The 19,020-nt window shown below is 71.6% G+C and carries 18 protein-coding genes; 7 read left to right on the forward strand and 11 right to left on the reverse strand.

The window, feature by feature from the left end; translation table 11 throughout:
* A partial coding sequence (locus tag ABD120_RS03475; RefSeq protein WP_425563916.1) for a hypothetical protein occupies positions 1–542 on the forward strand: 542 nt, incomplete at its 5' end.
* 79 nt (positions 543–621) lie between these two features.
* A complete protein-coding gene (locus ABD120_RS03480; RefSeq protein ID WP_343948181.1) occupies positions 622–3,180 on the forward strand; it encodes a glycosyl hydrolase family 18 protein in 2,559 nt (852 codons plus the stop codon).
* Between the two features lie 45 nt (positions 3,181–3,225).
* Here the strand turns inward: ABD120_RS03480 and ABD120_RS03485 are convergent, their stop codons facing one another.
* The 3 genes from ABD120_RS03485 to ABD120_RS03495 form a co-directional block, all read right to left on the reverse strand.
* The gene (locus ABD120_RS03485; protein WP_343948182.1) at positions 3,226–3,771 is read right to left on the reverse strand and encodes a GNAT family N-acetyltransferase; all 546 of its coding nucleotides are present in this window, start codon (positions 3,769–3,771) and stop codon (positions 3,226–3,228) included.
* A 42-nt stretch (positions 3,772–3,813) separates the two neighbouring features.
* A complete protein-coding gene (locus tag ABD120_RS03490; RefSeq protein WP_343948183.1) occupies positions 3,814–4,572 on the reverse strand; it encodes a sirohydrochlorin chelatase in 759 nt (252 codons plus the stop codon).
* 128 nt (positions 4,573–4,700) lie between these two features.
* Positions 4,701–6,074 (reverse strand): MFS transporter, encoded by a 1,374-nt coding sequence (locus ABD120_RS03495; RefSeq protein WP_343948184.1) that lies wholly within the window; start codon positions 6,072–6,074, stop codon positions 4,701–4,703.
* Positions 6,075–6,188: 114 nt separating this feature from the next.
* On the opposite strand from ABD120_RS03495, the gene ABD120_RS03500 reads away from it, so the two are divergent.
* Both ABD120_RS03500 and ABD120_RS03505 read left to right on the forward strand, forming a co-directional pair.
* Positions 6,189–6,866 (forward strand): GntR family transcriptional regulator, encoded by a 678-nt coding sequence (locus ABD120_RS03500; protein WP_343948185.1) that lies wholly within the window; start codon positions 6,189–6,191, stop codon positions 6,864–6,866.
* A 65-nt stretch (positions 6,867–6,931) separates the two neighbouring features.
* Positions 6,932–7,555 (forward strand): alpha-ketoglutarate-dependent dioxygenase AlkB, encoded by a 624-nt coding sequence (locus ABD120_RS03505; protein WP_343948186.1) that lies wholly within the window; start codon positions 6,932–6,934, stop codon positions 7,553–7,555.
* 4 nt (positions 7,556–7,559) lie between these two features.
* On the opposite strand, the gene ABD120_RS03510 is transcribed toward ABD120_RS03505, so the two are convergent.
* The 8 genes from ABD120_RS03510 to ABD120_RS03545 form a co-directional block, all read right to left on the reverse strand.
* Entirely contained in the window at positions 7,560–8,753 is a 1,194-nt protein-coding gene (locus tag ABD120_RS03510) for a WD40/YVTN/BNR-like repeat-containing protein (RefSeq protein ID WP_343948187.1), read from the reverse strand.
* A 46-nt stretch (positions 8,754–8,799) separates the two neighbouring features.
* Positions 8,800–10,557, reverse strand: a complete 1,758-nt coding sequence (locus ABD120_RS03515; protein ID WP_343948188.1) for an ABC transporter substrate-binding protein — start codon at positions 10,555–10,557, stop codon at positions 8,800–8,802.
* 28 nt (positions 10,558–10,585) lie between these two features.
* A complete protein-coding gene (locus ABD120_RS03520) occupies positions 10,586–10,861 on the reverse strand; it encodes a DUF2160 domain-containing protein (protein WP_343948189.1) in 276 nt (91 codons plus the stop codon).
* Positions 10,862–10,864: 3 nt separating this feature from the next.
* Entirely contained in the window at positions 10,865–11,635 is a 771-nt protein-coding gene (locus ABD120_RS03525) for a carbohydrate ABC transporter permease (RefSeq protein WP_425563917.1), read from the reverse strand.
* A gap of 32 nt (positions 11,636–11,667) precedes the next feature.
* The gene (locus tag ABD120_RS03530) at positions 11,668–12,564 is read right to left on the reverse strand and encodes a carbohydrate ABC transporter permease (protein WP_343948190.1); all 897 of its coding nucleotides are present in this window, start codon (positions 12,562–12,564) and stop codon (positions 11,668–11,670) included.
* Positions 12,561–13,637: an ABC transporter ATP-binding protein gene (locus tag ABD120_RS03535; protein WP_343948191.1), complete on the reverse strand. Its 1,077-nt coding sequence runs from the start codon at positions 13,635–13,637 to the stop codon at positions 12,561–12,563. The genes ABD120_RS03530 and ABD120_RS03535 overlap by 4 nt, the downstream gene beginning before the upstream one ends.
* Positions 13,630–14,703, reverse strand: coding sequence for an ABC transporter ATP-binding protein (locus ABD120_RS03540; RefSeq protein WP_343948192.1), 1,074 nt, complete (start codon positions 14,701–14,703; stop codon positions 13,630–13,632). The genes ABD120_RS03535 and ABD120_RS03540 overlap by 8 nt, the downstream gene beginning before the upstream one ends.
* 94 nt (positions 14,704–14,797) lie before the next feature.
* On the reverse strand, positions 14,798–16,177 hold the full coding sequence (locus ABD120_RS03545) for a serine/threonine-protein kinase (protein WP_343948193.1): 1,380 nt from the start codon (positions 16,175–16,177) through the stop codon (positions 14,798–14,800).
* A gap of 104 nt (positions 16,178–16,281) precedes the next feature.
* On the opposite strand from ABD120_RS03545, the gene ABD120_RS03550 reads away from it, so the two are divergent.
* The 3 genes from ABD120_RS03550 to ABD120_RS03560 form a co-directional block, all read left to right on the forward strand.
* Positions 16,282–16,887 (forward strand): AAA family ATPase, encoded by a 606-nt coding sequence (locus tag ABD120_RS03550; RefSeq protein WP_343948194.1) that lies wholly within the window; start codon positions 16,282–16,284, stop codon positions 16,885–16,887.
* Positions 16,888–16,907: 20 nt separating this feature from the next.
* The gene (locus ABD120_RS03555; RefSeq protein ID WP_343948195.1) at positions 16,908–17,993 is read left to right on the forward strand and encodes a C40 family peptidase; all 1,086 of its coding nucleotides are present in this window, start codon (positions 16,908–16,910) and stop codon (positions 17,991–17,993) included.
* Positions 17,994–18,355: 362 nt separating this feature from the next.
* Positions 18,356–19,020: M48 family metalloprotease (locus ABD120_RS03560; protein WP_343948196.1), on the forward strand; the 665-nt coding region annotated here is incomplete at its 3' end.

Genomic DNA, 19,020 nt, shown 5'->3' on the forward strand with positions numbered 1-19,020 from the left:
ACCTGCTCGACGAGAAGGGGGTGCCGGGCGCGGTGATCGACGTCGACTGGCTGCGCCGTAGCTGGCCCAGCCCGCCGGACGACCCGTTCAACCACGCCGTGACACTGCGCAACCTGGCGCCGGTGGCGCGCAACTTCCGCGCGGGCGGAGCCGAGCGGCTGATCCTCGCGGGTGTGATCGAGAGCGTCGCCGAGCGCGACGACTACGCCCGCGCGCTCGCGACCGTCCCGGCGGAGCAGATCGATCCGATTGATCCGGCCGACCCGGCTGATTCGGCCGGGCGCACCGGGCGGATCCCGCACACCGCGCCGACCGGGGCGGCCGAGTTGACCGTGTGCTGGGTGCGGGTGCCGATCAACGAGGTGCACCGCCGATTGCGCGGGCGGCACGAGAACGGCTCGGACGAGCTCGAATGGTACCTGAAGCGGGCGGTCGAACTGGAAAGCGTGCTGGCCGGAGCGGGTGTGGCGGACTTCACGGTGGACGGTTCGCTCGGCTCCCCGCAGGAGGTGGCGGCCGAAATCCTGCGGATCTGGGGGTGAAAACCCTTGCACAGGCGCTTACCCGGATTTACGATCCGCGTAATTCTTAGGAAACCTTCCTTAAAGAAAGGTCTTCCAAGTGCGCCGATCATTCACCTCCCTGATCGCCGTCCTCCTCCTCATGGCCCTGTCCACGCTCCCCGCCAATGCGGCGGGGCGCCTGCTGGCCGCCGTCACCCTGTCCGGGACGAATGCCACCTTCCTGGTCAGTAATCCGGGCACCGCCGCCGTCTCCGGCTGGACACTCGTCTTCGAGTTACCCGCCGGCGTGACCGCGAGCAGTCCGCAGAACGGCTCCATCCGCCAGAACGGCACCCGCGTGACGTTCACCCCCGCCTACTACATCGACACCGTCCAGGCGGGGCGCAACACCGAGCCCTACAGCCCGAAGGTCACCTTCAGCTCCGCCGTACAGCCGACGAGCTGCACGATCAACGGAGCCAACTGCGACGGCACCGGCGGTGAGCCGCCACCGGCCGCGCCCCTGACCGCCACCTACGACGTCGCCGGCACCTCGGCCAAGTTCGTCGTCGCCAACAACGGCACGACCCCGATCACCAACTGGTCGATCGTCTTCGACCTGCCCGCCGGGGTCACTGCGGGCAACGCCCAGAACGGCGCCATCAGCCAGAGCGGGCGCACGGTGACGCTCACCCCCGCCCACTACAACGGCACCATCGCGGCCGGCCGGACGACCGAGCCGTACAGCCCGACGTTCACCGTCAGCACCTCGGGCGCCGAGCCGACGAGCTGCCGGGTCAACGACGTCAACTGCGACGGCACGCCGGACACCCCGCCAGGGGCGCCGGGCAACCTGCGCTCGCCGGTCAAGACCACGCGGACGGTCTCGCTCGCCTGGAACGCCGCGACACCCGGCAGCCTGCCGATCACCGGCTACGAGGTCTACAACGGCACGGCCTCGGCCGCCACCGTCAGCGGCACCGAGGCCACGGTCACCGGCCTCACGCCCAACACCTCGTACACCTTCACCGTCAAGGCCAAGGACCGCAAGGGCACGCTCTCGGCGGCCAGCGCCCCGGTGACGGTCGTCACCAACAACCCCGCCAACGACACCCAGCCGCCCACGGTGCCGGGCAACCTGCGCTCGACGGCGAAGACGAACTCCACCGTCACGCTGGCCTGGGACGCCTCCACCGACAACACCGGCGTCGCCAACTACGACGTCCTGAACGGTACGACGGTGGTCGCCACGGTCACCGGCACCACGACCGTCGTGACGGGGCTGTCGCCCTCCACGGAGTACGCCTTCAGCGTCCGGGCCCGCGACTCCTACGACAACCTGTCGGCGGCGAGCACCGTCGTCCGGGTGACCACCTCCGACCTCGTCGACGGCCACGCCCGCGTCGCCTACTTCGTCCAGTGGGGCATCTACGGCCGCCAGTACTTCGTGAAGAACATCGACACGACCGGCGCCGCCGCCAAGCTCACCCACATCAACTACGCCTTCGGCAACATCGACCCGGTGAACCTGACCTGCCTGCAGGGTGTCACCAAGGGCACCACGTCCAACCCGCAGGACCCCAACCAGGGCGACGGCGCGGGCGACGCCGAGGCGGACTACGCCCGGCCCTTCAGCTCCGGCCAGTCGGTGGACGGCGTCGCCGACAGCGGCTGGGACAAGCTCCAGGGCAACTTCAACCAGTTCAAGAAGCTCAAGGTCAAGCACCCGCACCTGAAGGTGCTGATCTCGCTCGGCGGCTGGACGTTCTCCAAGTACTTCTCGGACGTCGCGGCCACCGACGCCGCCCGCAAGAAGTTCGTCTCCTCCTGCATCGACATCTACATCAAGGGCAACCTGCCGCTCTACAACGGCTACGGCGGCCCCGGCACGGGTCTCGGCGTCTTCGACGGCATCGACCTCGACTGGGAGTGGCCCGGGGCGGAAGGGCACGCGGGCAACCACATCGGCCCGAACGACAAGGCCAACAACACGCTGCTGATCGCCGAGTTCCGGCGCCAGCTCGACGCGCTGTCGGCGACCACCGGCAAGCGCTACCTGCTCACCTCGTTCACGCCCGCCGACCCGGTCAAGATCGCGGCCGGGTGGGACCTCCGGGCGATCGCCGGGGACCTGGACATGATGAACATCCAGGGCTACGACTTCCACGGCGCGGGCAGCGACAACTCCTGGGAGCCGAACAGGACCGGTCACCAGGCCAACCTCCACCTCGACACCGACTCGCCGTACAACCCGGACTTCAGCCTGGAGAAGGCGGTCGACGTCTATCTGAACGCCGGGGTCAACCCGCGCAAGCTCAACGTCGGCCTCGCCTACTACGGGCGCGGCTGGAAGGAGGTCGCCGCCGGCGGCAAGAACGGCGAATGGCAGACGGCCAACGGCGCGGCCCAGGGGCAGTTCCCCGAGGAGGCCGGCAACCGGGGCTACAGCAACCTGGTCGCCGGAGTGCCCGGCTGTACCGTCTACCACGACGTGCAGGCCGTCGCCACGTACTGCTACACCGGTGCCAACGGGCAGTGGTGGTCCTTCGACGACGCCTGGTCGATCGGCAAGAAGGCCGCCTGGCTGCGTAGCAAGAACCTGCTCGGCGCGATGATCTGGGAGCTGTCCGGAGACACGGGCGTTCTCACGACCGCGCTGGACACGGGCCTGCGGTAACCAGGGGCGGGCCGCCCGTCTCCGGGCGGGCGGCCGGTCCTCGGCTCAGCGGCGCCACTCGTCCTCGATGGCGGAGTGGACGATACTGTCGCGCCAGCCCTGCGGCGTCGGCAGGTGGTGGCGGATGCGGCCCTCCTCGACCATGCCAGCCGTCAGCATCGCGAGCTGGGCCGGGACGTTCAGCGGCGAGCGCGCACCCCAGATGCGGTGCAGGCGCAGTTCGCGGAAGCCGAAGGCGAGCAGCATGCGGATCAGGTGGGTGCCGATGCCGCGCCCCCACTGGTCGGGGCGCAGCCCCAGCCCGATCTCCGCGCTGTGCGGGTGCTCGGCCTCGATGCGCAGGCGGGCGACCCCGATCACGCCGTGGTGGTCGGGGTCGGTGACGGCCAGGATGTAGAGGCGCCGGGGCTCGGCCCCGGCGGAGGTCACGGCCTCCTCGACGATCGCGGCGACCTCGTCGAGGCTGCGCGGATCGAACGGCAGGTACTCCGTCGTCGCCGGATCGCCGTAGACGGCGTGCAGCGCGGCGACGTCATCGGTGGACACCTCGCGAAGCCCGAGGTGCTCGCCGACAAGGTGGACACGCTGCATGGGCGAACCGTAACGTGTCCGGCGCGATCTTCACAAGTGCTGTCAAGTCGCCAGTTGACTGCCGTAAGCCCGGGCGACAAGCTCGGCCATCGCGCCGTGCGCGCCGAGTGGTGCCGCATGGCCCGCCTTGATCGACTCGGCGGCCTGTTCGAGCAGGTCGTCGGGTGTTTCGAGGACGCACGGGGCGATGGCCAGGCGCTCCGCGCCCGCCGCGCGCAGCCGTTCGGCCGCGACCTTCACCCCCGGCTCGCTGTCGAGCGAGGCCGCCACGACCGGCAGCGTCAGCCGGGCGGCGAGCAGGACGGCCGTCGGCTGGGCGGAGATCACGGCCTGCTCACCGCCGAGCGTGGCGAGGATCACCGCGTCGACGGGGGAGTTGACGTTCAGCAGCCGCACCCGGTCGGCCCGCGCGAGTCCGCGCTCGGCCAGCCTGATGTGCAGCGCCTCCGCCATCAGCGGGTGAGGGCCCAGCGCGTCGGTGACGACCGCGCCCTCGTGGCCCGCGACGGCCTTGCCGATCTCGGCGAGTATCTCGGGGTCGTCCCACACCAGCAGCGGGACGACGACGCAGTCGCGCTCTTCCGGCAGCGACCCGGTCAGGTCGGTGACGGTGCACAGGCGCAGCTCGATCTGCGGGTTGTCGACGCGGACCACGGCGGCGATGTCCTCGGCCACCCCGTCCACGCCGCCCGGGCAGACGAGGACCAGCACGGGTGCGTCCGGGGGCAGCGAGGTGGGCACCGGGCGGCGGTGGCGTCCACCGCCGCGCCTGGGGGAACGTTCACGAACGGGCAGGCTCACAGGCGCGCAGTTTATGCCCATTCATGGACCCGTGTACGGAGAACCAGCGGCGATTCGATCACGAACCTTCGAAATCCGTTTCGCGCCGGGCGGCGTTGGCAGCCGCCGCCCGGCGCCCTTCCGCGGGGTCAGGACTGCTGCGGCTGCCTCACCGGTGCGTCCTCTGCCGGGCCCTCGCCGGCAGGGGCATTGGCAGGGGCGCCGGTGGAGCGGTCGGCAGGGGCGTCGGCGGGGTCGCTGGCAGGGTCGCTGGCAGGGTCGCTGACAGGATCGCTGACAGGGGGCGCGATGGCCAGGCCGACGGTGGTGACCGCGAGCGCGGCCACGACGTACAGCGAGACGGCCAGGGTGCTGTCGTAGACGGCGAACAGCTTCACCGCGATGATCGGGGCGAGCGCCCCGCCGACGATGCCCGCCACCTGGTAGCCCATCGAGGCGCCGCTGTAGCGCAGCCGGGTGCTGAACAACTCGGCGATGAAGGCCGCCTGCGGGCCGTACATGGCGGCGTGGGCGACCAGCGCGACCGCGGCGGCGAGCGCGATCAGCGGGAAGGAGCGGCTCTCCAGCAGCGGGAAGAAGGCGAACACCCAGACGGCGGCGCCCGCGACCCCGGCCAGGTAGACCGTGCGGCGGCCGAGCCGGTCCGACAGCGCGCCGAAGGCCGGGATCAGCACGAGTTGCAGCGCCGAGCCGATGAGCACCGCGTTCAGCCCGACCGAGCGGTCCATGCCGAGCGGGCCGGTCAGGTAGACGAGGATGTAGGCGGTGAAGGTGTAGAAGGCCACGTCCACGCCGATGCGGGCGGTGAAGGCGGACACCAGTGCCCTCGGGTGGGTTCTGACGACCTCGACCAGCGGCATCCTGGGCCGCTCCGCGCGCTCGCCGAGCTCGGCGAACTGCGGCGACTCGGCGACGCGGCGCCGTACCCAGAAGCCGACCAGCACCAGCACGCCCGACAGCAGGAACGGCACCCGCCAGCCCCACTCCAGGAACGCGGCCTCGGACAGCGTCAGCGACAGCACCGTGAGCAGCGCCGTGGCGAGCACGTACCCGGCGGGCACGCCCACCTGCGGCCAGCTCGCGTTGAAGCCGCGCCGGCGCGGGTCGCCGTGCTCCATGGTCATGATGACCGCGCCGCCCCACTCGCCGCCGAGGCCGAGGCCCTGGACGAAGCGCAGGGTCACCAGCAGGATCGGGGCCGCGACGCCGATGCTGTCGAAGCCGGGCAGGACGCCGATGAGGAACGTGGCCACGCCCATCATCAGCAGGGTCACCACCAGGACGTTCTTGCGGCCGGCGCGGTCGCCGAAGTGGCCGAAGACGACGCCCCCGAGCGGCCGGGCGACGAAGGCGACGGCGTTGGAGGCCAGGGCGGCCAGGGTGGCGTTGAGCGGGTCCATCGACGGGAAGAACAGCTTGCCGAAGACCAGTGTCGCGGCCGTGGTGTAGAGGAAGAAGTCGTACCACTCCAGAGACGTGCCGATCAGGCTGGCGAGGATCACTCGCCGTGTCTGTTGGGGGGAGCCAGACATGGCATCGCCTTTCGTCGGTTTCTCTCAACGTAAGGATCGTTGAACAATTCGACAAGGGGTTTGTTGGATGATTTCCTGTCGTCTGTGGACAACGCGCTTGCGGATCTCGAACACGATCGGTCCAGGCTCGGGCGCAGCAGCACGGCAGAACGGGTCGCCGACATCCTGCGCGAGCGCATCATCGAGGGGTTCTTCCGGCCGGGCCAGCGGCTGTCGGAGGAGGCCATCGCCGAGGCCCTCGGCGTCTCGCGCAACACCCTGCGGGAGTCCTTCCGGCTGCTCGGCCACGAGCGGCTGCTCGACCACCGGCTCAACAGAGGCGTGTTCGTGAGGGTCCTTTCGGCCGAGGACGTCGCCGACCTCTACCGCGTACGGCGCGTCCTCGAACTGGCCGCCGTCAGAGGCCGTCTCGCCGGCACCGCGCTCGCGGTCACCAAGGAGGCCGTGGCCGACGCCGAGCGGGCCGCCTCGGCGGGCGACTGGCAGGGCGTCGGCACCGCCAACATCCGCTTCCACCAGGCGCTCGTCGGCCTCAACGGCAGCGCCCGCCTCGACGAGGCCATGCGCCAGCTCCTGGCCGAGCTGCGGCTGGTCTTCCACGTGATCAAGGAGCCGCGCGTCCTGCACGAGCCGTTCGTCGCCCGCAACCGGCGGCTGCTGGAGCTGATGGAGGCGGGCCGGGCAGACGAGGCCGCCGCCTATCTCGCCGCCTACCTCGACGACGCCGAACGCCTGCTGGTGCAGGCCCACCGCGCGGGCTGAGGCCAAGACGTTACGGAAGAGCCGATATCGAACGCGTGTTTGACTGTATGCGTACAATCGGCCGCATGATGGTGCCCTTCCAGGCGTCGCTGCTCGACCTGTACCCGTCCGGCGGCCACCGCCCGCTCACCCCGGCCCGGACCCACCTCGGGCGCGGGGCCTGGATCGACGTGCTCCCCGGCTGGCTCCACGGTGCCGACGCGCTGTTCGACCGGCTCGTCGGCGGCGTCCCGTGGCGGGCCGAGCGGCGCATGATGTACGACCGGGTCGTCGACGTCCCCCGGCTGCTGAAGTTCTACGACGAGGGCGAGCCGCTGCCCGACCCCGCCCTGGAGTCGGCCATGGCCGCCCTCAGCGAGCACTACGGGCCCGAACTCGGCGAACCGTTCCGCACGGCCGGGCTGTGCCTCTACCGCGACGGCCGCGACAGCGTCGCCTGGCACGGCGACACCATCGGCAGGAGCGCCACCGAGGACACCATGGTCGCGATCGTCTCCGTCGGCAGCCCGCGCAGCCTCATGCTGCGTCCGCGCGGGGGCGGCCCCTCGCTGCGCCGCGACCTCGGCCACGGCGACCTGATCGTGATGGGCGGAAGCTGCCAGCGCACCTGGGAGCACGCCATACCCAAGACCGCCCGGCCGTGCGGCCCGAGGATCAGCGTCCAGTTCCGCACCCGGGGCGTGCGCTGAGCGGTCAGCGCAGCAGGCGCAGGCGGGCCAGGCGGCCCTGCTCTCCCGACGCCCAGCACGACAGGTCGGCCGTGCACGCCACCGTGTCGAACGAGCCCGTGTCGAAGGTGTGCCAGCTCCTGCCGCCGGTGAAGGAGACGTCGCTGCCCGTGGGGCCCACCGCCAGCGCCGCGTGCGGCAGCAGGCTCACCCCCGACCGGTACGCCGGAGGCGGCGCGTCCGCCTCGGTCCAGGTGGCGCCGCCGTCCCGGGTGGTGGCCGCGGCCGACGGCGACGCCTCGCCCGTCCGGTAGTCGCCGCCCACCGCGATCCCGTGGCGCGGCCCCCTGAAGGCCAGCCCGAACACTCCCTTGGCCGGGTCGCCGCCGGGGATCGGCGTGTCGGCGACCGTCCAGGTCCGGCCCCGGTCGCCCGAGTGGAACACCCGGGCCCGCGCCGCCCCGCCGCTGGCCATCCAGGCGTCGCGCCCGCCAGACGTCGTCAGGCACTGCCCGCTCGCGGCGAACCCGGCCTCGCCCGGCAGCGCCTCCGGCATCCCGTCCGGCGGCAGCACCCGCCAGGTGCGCCCGCCGTCACGCGTCGACAGGATCCGGAACCTGCCGTCCACCGGGTCGCTCATCGCGAGGCCGTTGCGGCGGTCGAAGAAGGCCATGCAGTCGTAGAAGGCGCGGGGTTCGTCGTTCCTGAACGTCTCGGCCCAGGTGCGGCCGCCGTCGTCGGTGCGGTAGACGCGCGAGTCGGCGCCCTCGCCGATCGACAGGACCACGGCGCTGTCCGGGCCGAACGCCTCGATGTCGCGGAACTGCAGGCTCTGCGTTCCCGTCGGGGAGACGTTCTGCCACGTACGGCCCCCGTCCACGGTACGGATCACCGTACCGGCCGAGCCGGAGGCCCACACCACCCGCCGGTCGACGGCCGACAGCCCCCGCAGCCGCGCGCTCACCCCGGTGGCCTTGGGCTCCCAGCCGAGCCGGACCCCGGCCGCGAGCCCCGTGAGGGGACGGTCGTCCGTACCGCCTCTGAGCACGGGCGCCGGTGCGGCCGGGCCGAGGGCAGGCGTGGGCGCGGTCGCGCCGGACGCGGGTACCGGCGCGGTCGCGTCGAAGGCGGGCACGGCCTGGGCCGGGAGCGGGGCGGTGAGCACGGCGGCGCAGGCTGCGGTCAGTGCGGCGATGCGCAGACCCATGGGTAACGTCATGCCGCGCAACCTAACCCACGCCGCCACCGAGGGTCTACGGCCGCTGTCAGCCCCAGGAGGCGACGAGCTTGTCGTAGTCGAGTGTCTGCGGCTTGCCGCGCTCGTCGGCGAGCTTGGGGGCGGGAGCGCCGGGCTGGGCCAGCCAGTACGCGGGGTCGCGCTCCGGGTTCAGCTTGGGCGCGCACGCGCCCCCGTATCCGCGCCGCTCCAGCCGCGACAGGATGTCGTCCTGCTGCTTGGCCAGGTTGTCCATCGACTGCTGCGCGGTCGTCTCGCCCGTGACCGCTGTCGCCACGTTCTGCCACCACAACTGGGCGAGTTTGGGGTAGTCGGGGACGTTCGTGCCGGTCGGCGTCCACTGCTTGCGCGCGGGCGAACGGTAGAACTCGATCAGCCCGCCGTACTTCGCGGCGTTCTCGGTGAAGTGGTCGCTGCGCACGTCGGAGTCGCGGACGAAGGTGAGCCCGACGATCGACTTCTTCAGCGACACGGTCTTCGCCGTGACGAACTGCGCGTAGAGCCAGGCGGCGGCCCGTCGCTCCGGCGGGGTGTTCTTCAGGAAGGTCCACGCGCCGACGTCCTGGTAGCCGAGCTTGTTTCCCTCCTTCCAGTACGCCCCGTGCGGGCTCGGCGCCATCCGCCACCTGGGCGTGCCGTCGGCGTTGACGACGGGCAGCCCCGGCTTGGCGAGGTCGGCGGTGAACGTCGTGTACCAGAAGATCTGCTGGGCCACCTCGCCCTGCGCGGGCACCGGCCCGGACTCGCTGAAGTTCATGCCCGCGGCCGACCTGGGCGCGAAGCGCTTGAGCCAGTCGACGTACTTGGTGAGCGCGTACACGGCGGCGGGCCCGTTGGTGTCGCCGCCCCGGGTGACGGAGGAGCCGACCGGGCGGCAGTTCTCGACGCGGATGCCCCAGTCGTCCACGGGCAGGCCGTTGGGCAGCCCGGGGTCGCCGTTGCCCGCCATCGACAGCCACGAGTCGGTGAAGCGCCAGCCCAGCGACGGGTCCTTGCGCCCGTAGTCCATGTGGCCGTAGACCTTCTTACCGTTGATCTGCCCGTTTCCGTTGACCTTGTTCGTGAAAAAATCGGCTATATCCTCATAAGCCGCCCAATTCACTGGCACGCCCAGCTCGTAGCCGTACAGCTCCTTGAACTGCTTCTTGATCGCCGGATCGGTGAACCAGTCGTACCTGAACCAGTACAGGTTCGCGAACTGCTGGTCGGGCAGCTGATAGATCTTCTTGTCAGGCCCGGTCGTGAAATCGATCCCGATGAAGTCGTCCAGGTCCAGCGTCGGCGACGTGACGTTCTTGCCCTCGCCCGCCATGTAGTCCGACAGCGGCACCACGTAGTCGCCGCGCGCGTGCGTCCCGATCAGGTCGGAGTCGTTGACGTAGGCGTCGTAGATGTTCTGGTCGCCCTGGATCTGCGTCTGCAGCTTCTCGACCACGTCCCCCTCCTGGATCAGGTCGTGCCTGAGCTTGATCCCGGTGATCTCGGTGAAGGCCTTGGCCAGCTTCTGCGACTCGTACTCGTGCGTGGTGATCGTCTCCGACACCACGTTGATCTCCATGCCCCGGTACGGCGCCGCCGCCTTCGTGAACCATTCCATCTCGGCGAGCTGCTCCTGTTTGCCCAGCGTCGAGGGTGTGAACTCCGTGTCCACCCATCGGCGGGCGGCGGCTTTGCCGTCCTCCTCGCGGAAGTCGCTCGCCAGCCGCTCCCCGCTGGAGCATCCGGTGAGCAGCAGGCCGAGTACGGTCAGCCCGGCCAGGTGCTTTCTGAGTCGTCCGTCGGACATGGTCTGACTCCTCCAGGGTGTTGGGCGTTCATCCCCACAGGCCGATCACCGCCATGAGCGCGGCGGCCAGGCCGAGCGCGAGCCACATCGAAAGGTCGGTCAACGCGAGCCACCCGGCGAGCACGACGGCCGCGCCGATCAGCCCGATGTACAGGCGGTCCCCCCGGTCGGTCTCGATCCGCAGGAACCCGCGCCGGGCCACGGGGGGCGACACGCGCCCCCACACGGCCATGCCGACCAGCAGCACGGCCAGCCCGGCGAAGACGAGGGCCGTGGGAAGGGTCCACACCATCCACGCGAACACCGCTCACACCCTTCCCAGCGCGAAGCCCTTGGCGATGTAGTTGCGCACGAACCAGATGACGATCGCGCCCGGGACGATGGTCAGCACCCCGGCCGCCGCGAGCAGCCCCCAGTCGACGCCCGCCGCGCTCACGGTCCGCGTCATGGTGGCGGCGATCGGCTTGGCGTCGACGGAGGTGATCGTCCGGGCGATGAGCAACTCGACCCAGCTGAACATGAAGCAGAAGAAGAGCGTGACCCCTATCGCCGATCGGATCATCGGCAGGAAGATCTTGACGAAGAAGCGCGGGAGCGAGTAGCCGTCGATCGCGGCGGTCTCGTCGATCTCGCGGGGGATGGCCGACATGAACCCCTCCAGGATCCACACGGCCAGCGGCACGTTGAAGAGCATGTGCGCGATGGCCACCCCGAGGTGCGTGTCGAACAACCCCACGCTCTGATAAATCTGGAAAAAGGGGAGCAGGAAGACGGCAGGCGGCGCCATCCGGTTCGTCAGCAGCCAGAAGAACAGGTGCCGGTCCCCGGCGAACCGGAAACGCGAGAACGCGTACGCCGCAGGCAACGCCACCACCAGCGACATCACGGAGTTGAGTGACGTGTACACGATCGAGTTGAGATAGCTCGAATACCACGCTGAATCCGTAAAAAAGGTGACATAGTTATCGAAAGTCACCCGCTGTGGGATAAGGGAAAAACTTCCGAGAATGTCGTCGTTCGGGCGGATCGACATGCCGAACATCCACAACACCGGCAGCATCAGCGTCGCGGCGTACAACCAGAAGACCGTCCGCGCCCACGGTAGCCGCCTCATCGCCCGCTCCTCGTCAGCACGGTGAAGAACACGTAGCAGGCGATCTGCACGACCAGGAAGTACAGCAGCGAGAACGCCCCCGCGGGCCCCAGGTCGAACTGCCCGACCGCCACCTTCGACAGCAGGACCGACAGGAACGAGGTGGCGTTCCCCGGCCCGCCGCCCGTGACCACGAACGGCTCGGTGTAGATCATGAAGCTGTCCATGAACCGCAGCAGGATCGCGATCGTCAGCACCCCGCGCAGCCTCGGGAGCTGGATGTGCCGGAAGGTCGCCCAGGCCGAGGCCCCGTCGATCCGCGCCGCCTGGAAGTACGGCTCGGGAATCGAGCGCAGCCCCGCATAGGCCAGCAGCGCCACCAGCGGCGTCCAGTGCCAGACGTCCATGGTCAGCACGGTGATCCAGGCGTCCGCCGAGTCGAGCGAGTAGTTGAAGTCGATCCCGAGGACCTGGTTGATCACCCAGCCGCCGAGCCCGATGTCGGCGCGGGCGAAGATCTGCCAGATCGTCCCCACCACGTTCCACGGGATGAGCAGCGGCAGCGCCACCACGACCAGCGCCGCCGACGCCCACCGCCCGTGCCTCGGCATCGCCACCGCGATGGCCACGCCGAGCGGGATCTCGATCAGCAGCACCTGAGCGGAGAACAGCAGCGTGCGGACGAAGGCCGCGCGCACCTCCGGATCCCGCGCCACCGACCGGAACCAGTCCAGCCCCACGAAGATGCGGTCGGTCGGGGTGAAGACGTCCTGGACGGAGAAGTTGACCACGGTCATCAGCGGGATGACCGCCGTGAAGGCCACGGACACCACCACCGGCAGCACCAGCCACCAGGCGCGGTTGTTCCGGGGCCGGACGTCCTGCGGCGGTTCGTCGGTGGTGCCCGCCGTCATGGGCCGCTCCCTTCGAGCGCGGCCAGTTCGCCGCACCTGACCTCGTCACGGAAGAGAAAGGCCCGCTCGAAATGGAAGTACGGCTCGGCCGGCGCCGCCCCCGGCTCCGTCCTCGCCACCAGCGGGTGACCGCCGACCTCCGCGCGGACCAGGTCGTGGGAGCCCATCCGGTCCACGCCCGTCACCCGCGCCGCCACGCCGGGCGAGAGCGGACGCGCGGTCGGGCGCACGAACTCCGGGCGGACGCCGAGCCGTACCGGGCCGGGGGGCAGTTCCCGCGCCGGGCGCCCCGCCACGACCCCGCCGACCCGCACCAGGCCGTCCGCCACCTCGGCGGGCAGCACGTTCATGCCGGGCGAGCCGATGAAATGGCCGACGAACTCGTGCGCTGGCGACAGGAACAACTCGGCGGGCGGGCCCGTCTGCACGATGCGGCCCTCGTTGAGCACGACCACCTCGTCGGCGAAGGTGAGCGCCTCCGTCTGGTCGTGGGTGACGTACACGAGCGTGTGCCGGGTGTCGCGCTGGATCTCCTTCAGCTTGCTGCGCAGCGTCCACTTCAGCGCCGGGTCCACGACGGTGAGCGGCTCGTCCAGCAGCACGGCCGCCACCTCCGGGCGGACCAGGCCCCGGCCGAGGCTCACGATCTGCTGGCGGCCCGGGTCCAGGCGCCGCGAGCGGCGGCCGAGCTGGTCCTCCAGGCCGAGCAGCCGGGCGACCCGCCGTACCCTCTCGTCCACGGCGGCCTTCGGATGCCCCCGGTTGCGCAGCGGGAAGGCCAGGTTGTCGTAGACCGACATCTCCTCGTACAACACCGGGAACTGGAAGACCTGCGCGATGTCGCGCCGCGCGGTCGGCACCCCGGTCACGTCCCTGTCGCCGAACCACACCCGCCCGACCGTCGGCGTGAGCAGTCCGGACACGATGTTGAGCAGCGTCGTCTTGCCGCAGCCGCTCGGGCCGAGCAGCGCGTAGGCGCGGCCGTCGGCCCACGTCCAGGTCGTCGGCCGCAGCGCCCACGTGCGCCCGCCGTCGTAGCTGTGGCCGACGCCCTCCAGCCGGATCTCAGCCATGGGCACCGTTCCCCGACAGCAGCCGGCCGGCCTCGTCGAACACGAGCACCTGCGCCGGATCGACGTACACGCTGGCCCGCTCGCCCGGCGTGAACGGCCGGGGCCCGGACAACTGGGCCACCAGGTGACGCCCGCCCTCGACCAGCAGGTGCAGGAACGTCACCCCGCCGGTGACCTCGGCCAGCCTGACCTCGGCCGGCGCCTCGATCGCGACCGGGCTGGGCCGGGTGAGGGCCACCTGGTGCGGCCGGATGGCGACCGTCACGCGGGTGCCCGTACCGAGTGTCCTGGGCAGGCGGAAGGAGTCGCCCAGGCACTCGACGCGGCCCTCGCGGACCACGCCGGGCAGCAGGTTCAGCGGCGGGTCGCTGAGCGTGGCCGCGACCGCGAGCGTCGGCGGCAGGTCGTACATGGCGTTCACGTCGCCGACGTGCCGCACCCGCCCCTCGCCCAGCACCACGGTCGGGGCGGCGAACGTCAGTGCCTCCGCGGGGTCGGAGGTCGAGTACAGCACCACGCTCGACGAGCCGGTGAACATGGACTTCAGCTCGGCGCGCAACTGCTCGCGCAGCTTGTAGTCGAGGTTGGCCAGCGGTTCGTCCAGCAGCAGCACCTCCACCGGCCGCGCCAGCGCGCGGGCGATCGCGGTCCGCTGCTGCTGGCCGCCGGACAGTTCGGCGGGCCTGCGCTCCAGCAGGGCGCCGAGGCCCATCGTCTCGGCCACCTCGCGCACCCGCCGGTCGATCCCGGTACGGTCCCCGCCCGCCAGCCGCAGCGGCGAGGCGATGTTCTCGTACACGGTGAGCGACGGGTAGTTGATGAAGCCCTGGTACACGAAGGCCACCGAGCGTTTTCGCACCGGGAGCCCGGTCACGTCGCGTCCGCCGACGAGGACCCTGCCCTCGCTCGGCGCGAGCAGCCCTGCGGCCACCCGCATCAACGTGGTCTTGCCCGCGCCCAGCGGCCCGATCAGCGTCGTCAGGCCGGTGGGCAGGTCGAGTCGGATGTCATCGAGCCACAGGTGCCCGCGTTGCCGTACGCGCACGCCGTCGAGGGTCAGCGCCACACGCCCTCCGGGGGGTCAGGACAGTGCTGATCGAAGATGCTCTTCCATCTAACATCGCCATCAACTCTCTGCAAACACCCCAGCGGAATCGTGATCAGTCGTCGTCGCCGCCCTGCCGGCCGAACGTCAGGCCCGAGCGGGTGAGGTAGTCGATGAGCGGCCCGCGCCCGGACAGGTCGCCGTCGTTGCGGGCCTTCAGGATGGCCTTGAGCACATGCTTGGTGTCGCGCTGGTGGCGGGCCTTGGCGATCCGGTCGCGCAGGCCCTCGGCCGCGTCGTCGTCCAGCCCGCCCTGCTTGACCTGCGCCTGAACCGCCCGGTCGAGCCCGAGCAGCCAGGTCGACAGTTTGTCGGTGGTCCTGGTCGGCGCCGGGGTCGGAGAGGACGTCGGGGTGGGCGTCGGGGTGGGCGCAGGGGCCGCGCTCGCCGGGGCCGCGCTCGCCTGGGTCGGAGGCGCGGCGGTCGGCCGGGCCGCCTGCGACATCGGCGTGCCCTGGTCGGGCCGGAACACCAGGAGCAGCAGCAGCACCACGACCGCCACACCGGTGATCGCCAGCGCGGCTGTCTGGCCCGACGGGCCCTGCGGCGCGGGCGGCGACTCCAGGACGGTGGTCGGCCGGGGCACGGCCGTCGGCACGGTCGGCTGGACGGGCCGCCCCGAATGCAGCCGGGACAGCAGTTGCCCGGCCGTCGGGCGGGCCTCCGGGTCCTTGTCGAGCAGCGCCAGCGTCAGGCTCGCGAGCTCCGGCGGCACGTCGGGGCGCAGACGGCTCGGCGGCTCGGGGGCGAGGTTCAGATGGTGCTGGATCAGCTCCACCGCCGACCCGGTGAACGGCGGGCGCCCGCACAGCATCTCGTAGGCGACGCAACCCAGGGCGTACAGGTCGGCGGGGGCCTCTCCGGGCCTGCCGATGATCTGCTCCGGCGACATGTACGCCGGGGTGCCGACGACGGTCCCGACCGCCGTGAGCCTGCCCTCCACCTCCCCGGCCAGCCGGGCGATGCCGAAGTCGACGACCTTGAGCTGGCCTTCGTCCGTGACGTGCAGGTTGGCGGGCTTGACGTCGCGGTGGATCACGCCGGAGCGGTGGGCCGCGTCGAGGCCGACGGCGGCCTGGCCCAGCAGCCGCCGGACCTCGGACAGGGGCAGCGGGCCGCGTTCGGCCAGTTCGTCGGCCAGGCTGCGGCCGGACAGCAGCTCCATCACCAGGAACGGGCGCCCGTCGTGGTCGCCGACGTCGAACACGCTCACCACGTTGGTGTGGACCACCCGGGCGGCCGTGCGGGCCTCCTGCGCGAAGCGGGCCCGCATGGACGGGTCGGCGTTGAGCGGTGCGAACACCTTGACCGCCACGGGCCAGTCGCGCGTCAGGTCGTGGGCGCGCCAGACCTCGGCCATGGCGCCCCGGCCGATGAGGAGGTCCAGCCGGTAGCGTCCGATGAGGACCGTCGAGGGTGTCGCAGACCCGGTCACCGCGATCAGACTCCCTGGTTCGGCTGTGTGATCGTCCTGTGCGCCGCACCACCATAGCGCCATAGACTTGACCAACCACATCAACTCCAGCGGGAGAGGTCGCCGTGACCAGCCAGCTGTCCGAGGAAACCCTGACTTTTCCGGCGGGCTCGCTGGTCGTCCTGACCGGCCTGCCGGGGGCGGGCAAGAGCACCCTGCTCCACCGCCTCTACCCGCTGACCGGCCGCGAGAGCGCGCCGGTGGCGTTCGGGCCGGTCCGCGTGATCGACTCGGGGCAGGGCCGCAACCGGTGGAAGCGGCTCCTGGCCGGGGCGCCCAAGCCCCTGCGCACGTTCGCCGCCCACGCGACCCACCTGACGAGCATCGCCCGCACCCTCGCGGCCGGGCACTCCGTCGTCGCCCACAACCGGGGCGCCTGGCCGCACGTCCTGCACACCTTCGCCTGGATGGCCCGCAGGAGCGGCGTCCAGTTCCACCTCGTCATGCTGGACGTGGACCCGGTGACCGCGCTCGCCGGGCAGCGGGACAGAGGCCGGGTCGTCGCCCGCGCCACGTTCGGCCGCCACTGCCGCCGCTGGCGGGCGCTCGTGGCCCGAGCCAGGACCGGGAGCCTGCCGCCCGCCCACAGCGTGACCGTCCTCGACCGGCGGGCCGCCGACGCGCTGCGCGCCATCCGCTTCGTCGAGTCGGAGTGCATAATGTCGCAGTGACTATGCGGCATAGTAGCTGGTTGCCCCGGTCGGTCCTGCTGGTCGCCGTGCTCGCGCTGATCGCCGCGGCGACCGTGCTGCTCGTGACCTCCGGCTCCGCCGAGCCTCCGCAGCCGCGCCGGCTCTTACGCGCCAAGCCGCCCGCCTCCACCGCGCCGCAGGTCGCGAGCCCTCCTGCGGTGGCGGCCCTCGGGCGGCGCACCGAGCCGCACCTGCTCGTGGTCGCCGACCGCACCCTCGGCGCCGCCGAGGTCGAGCGGGTACGGCGCCGCGCGGGCGTGCGCGCCGTCGAGGTCGTGGACGCCGCCCGGACCACGATCGGCGACAGGACGGTGGGCACCTTCGGGGTCGAGCCCTCGACCTTCCGGGGTTTCACGCCCAAGGCGACCGCGGCCGCCGACGGCGTCTGGCGCAGCGTCGCCTCCGGCGAGGTCGTGGTCTCGTTCGGGCTCGGCACCGACGGCGGACTCGTGCTGGGCAGCCGGGTTCGCAGCCGTGAGCAGGAACTGCGCGTGGGAGCGTACGCGACGATGGGGCTCGGCGCGGTGGACGCGGTGGTCTCGCGGCGGACGGCGCGGCGGCTCGGGCTCCCCTCGGGCAACGCGCTGCTGGTCAGCGCGCCCAGGGCGGACTGGGAGCGGCTGCGCGGGGCGCTGGCGAAGGCGCTCGGCGCCCAGGTGGCCGTCCTCAAGCCCCGTTACACGTCCAAGGCCGCCGACGCGCCGCCGGTGCCGGAGGAGCGGATGCGGAGGGTGCTCGCGGCGGCGGGCGGCAAGCTGGGGGCGCCGTACGTGTGGGGCGCCGAGGGGCCGGACGCCTTCGACTGCTCGGGGCTGATCCAGTGGGCCTTCCTCCAGGCGGGCATCCGGCTGCCCCGGGTGACGCACCAGCAGTTCGCGGCCGGTCCGCAGGTGCCGTTCTCGCGGATGCGGCCCGGTGACCTCATCTTCTGGCGGCTGGATCCCACCGATCCCGGCTACATCTCGCACGCGGCCATCTACTGGGGCGACGGGAAGATGATCCAGGCGCCGAGGACGGGCGACGTGGTGAAGATCGTCCCTGTTCACGCGCGCAACCTCGCGGGGGTCGTGCGGATCTCCGGCTGATCGCCGCGCGAGCGGCGTCTCGGTCGCCGTTCTGGTCGCGGTTCTGGTCGGCGTTCCGGTCGGGGGCACCCGGCCGAGGCGTTGGGCAGCCCGTCCACCGGCAGCCACGCCCGAGGTCACGCGATCTGTGACCGGGCGGCCACGCAAGGCCGCGCGGTCGGCGATCGGGCGGCCACACGAGGGTCACGCGGTCGGCGATCGGGCGCCCGCAACCCCGCGCGAGCAGCTCATCGGGTACGGCGGCGATGCGATGGCGGGTCGTGTGCGTCCGGCGGCGGGAACACCGGGCGCGACGACCATGTGCACACCGGCCTCACTCCACCCCGGTAAACTATGGGACTTAGTAGACAGATGGAGGCCGGATGATCTCGGCGGCGGCCCTGGCGGCGTACACGGTGGCGATCTCCTTCGGCCTGCCTCGGGCGATCACCGCCGTGCGGCGCCTGGCCGGTCACCCCCGCCTGGCGATGACCGTCTGGCTCACGGCCTGCGCCTCCGCCGTCGTCTCCGCGGTCCTCGCCGGACTCCAGCTCGCCGCCCCCGTGCACGGCATCGGCGACGAACTGGCCGCCCTCGTCACCGCCTGCGGCGAACTGCTCGCCGGACACGCGCTCACCGACGGCCCCCGCACCCTCGCCACGGCCGCGGGCCTGCTCATCGCCTGCGCGGTCGTGGTGCGCACGGTCCTCGGCGTCGGCGGTGCCCTGGCCCGGGCCCGGCGCGAACGGGCCGCGCACGGCGGCGCCGTACGGCTGGTCGCCCGGCACGACCCCCGGCTCGGCGCGTACGTCGTCGACCACGCCGAGGCCGCCGCCTACTGCGTGCCGGGCCGCGACGCCCTCATCGTGATCACCACCGGCGCCTTGGACGCCCTCACCCCCGCCCAGGTCGCGGCGGTCCTCGCCCACGAACGCGCCCACGTCGCCGGCCGCCACCACCTCCTGCTGGCCGTCGCCCACGGGCTGGCCCGCGCGTTCCCCACGCCGCTGTTCGTCCGTGCGGCGGCCGAGGTGACCCGGCTGGTCGA

It is taken from the genome of Nonomuraea longicatena (genome assembly GCF_039525605.1).
GTDB lineage: Bacteria > Actinomycetota > Actinomycetes > Streptosporangiales > Streptosporangiaceae > Nonomuraea > Nonomuraea longicatena.

What these genes read in the sequence shown, in the direction of transcription:
- ABD120_RS03535 (WP_343948191.1), bottom strand. Translation starts at nt 13,637, where the DNA reads ATGGCTGAGATCCGGCTGGAGGGCGTCGGCCACAGCTACGACGGCGGG.
- ABD120_RS03530 (WP_343948190.1), bottom strand. Translation starts at nt 12,564, where the DNA reads ATGACGGCGGGCACCACCGACGAACCGCCGCAGGACGTCCGGCCCCGG.
- ABD120_RS03510 (WP_343948187.1), bottom strand. Translation starts at nt 8,753, where the DNA reads ATGACGTTACCCATGGGTCTGCGCATCGCCGCACTGACCGCAGCCTGC.
- ABD120_RS03515 (WP_343948188.1), bottom strand. Translation starts at nt 10,557, where the DNA reads ATGTCCGACGGACGACTCAGAAAGCACCTGGCCGGGCTGACCGTACTC.
- ABD120_RS03485 (WP_343948182.1), bottom strand. Translation starts at nt 3,771, where the DNA reads ATGCAGCGTGTCCACCTTGTCGGCGAGCACCTCGGGCTTCGCGAGGTG.
- ABD120_RS03505 (WP_343948186.1), top strand. Translation starts at nt 6,932, where the DNA reads ATGATGGTGCCCTTCCAGGCGTCGCTGCTCGACCTGTACCCGTCCGGC.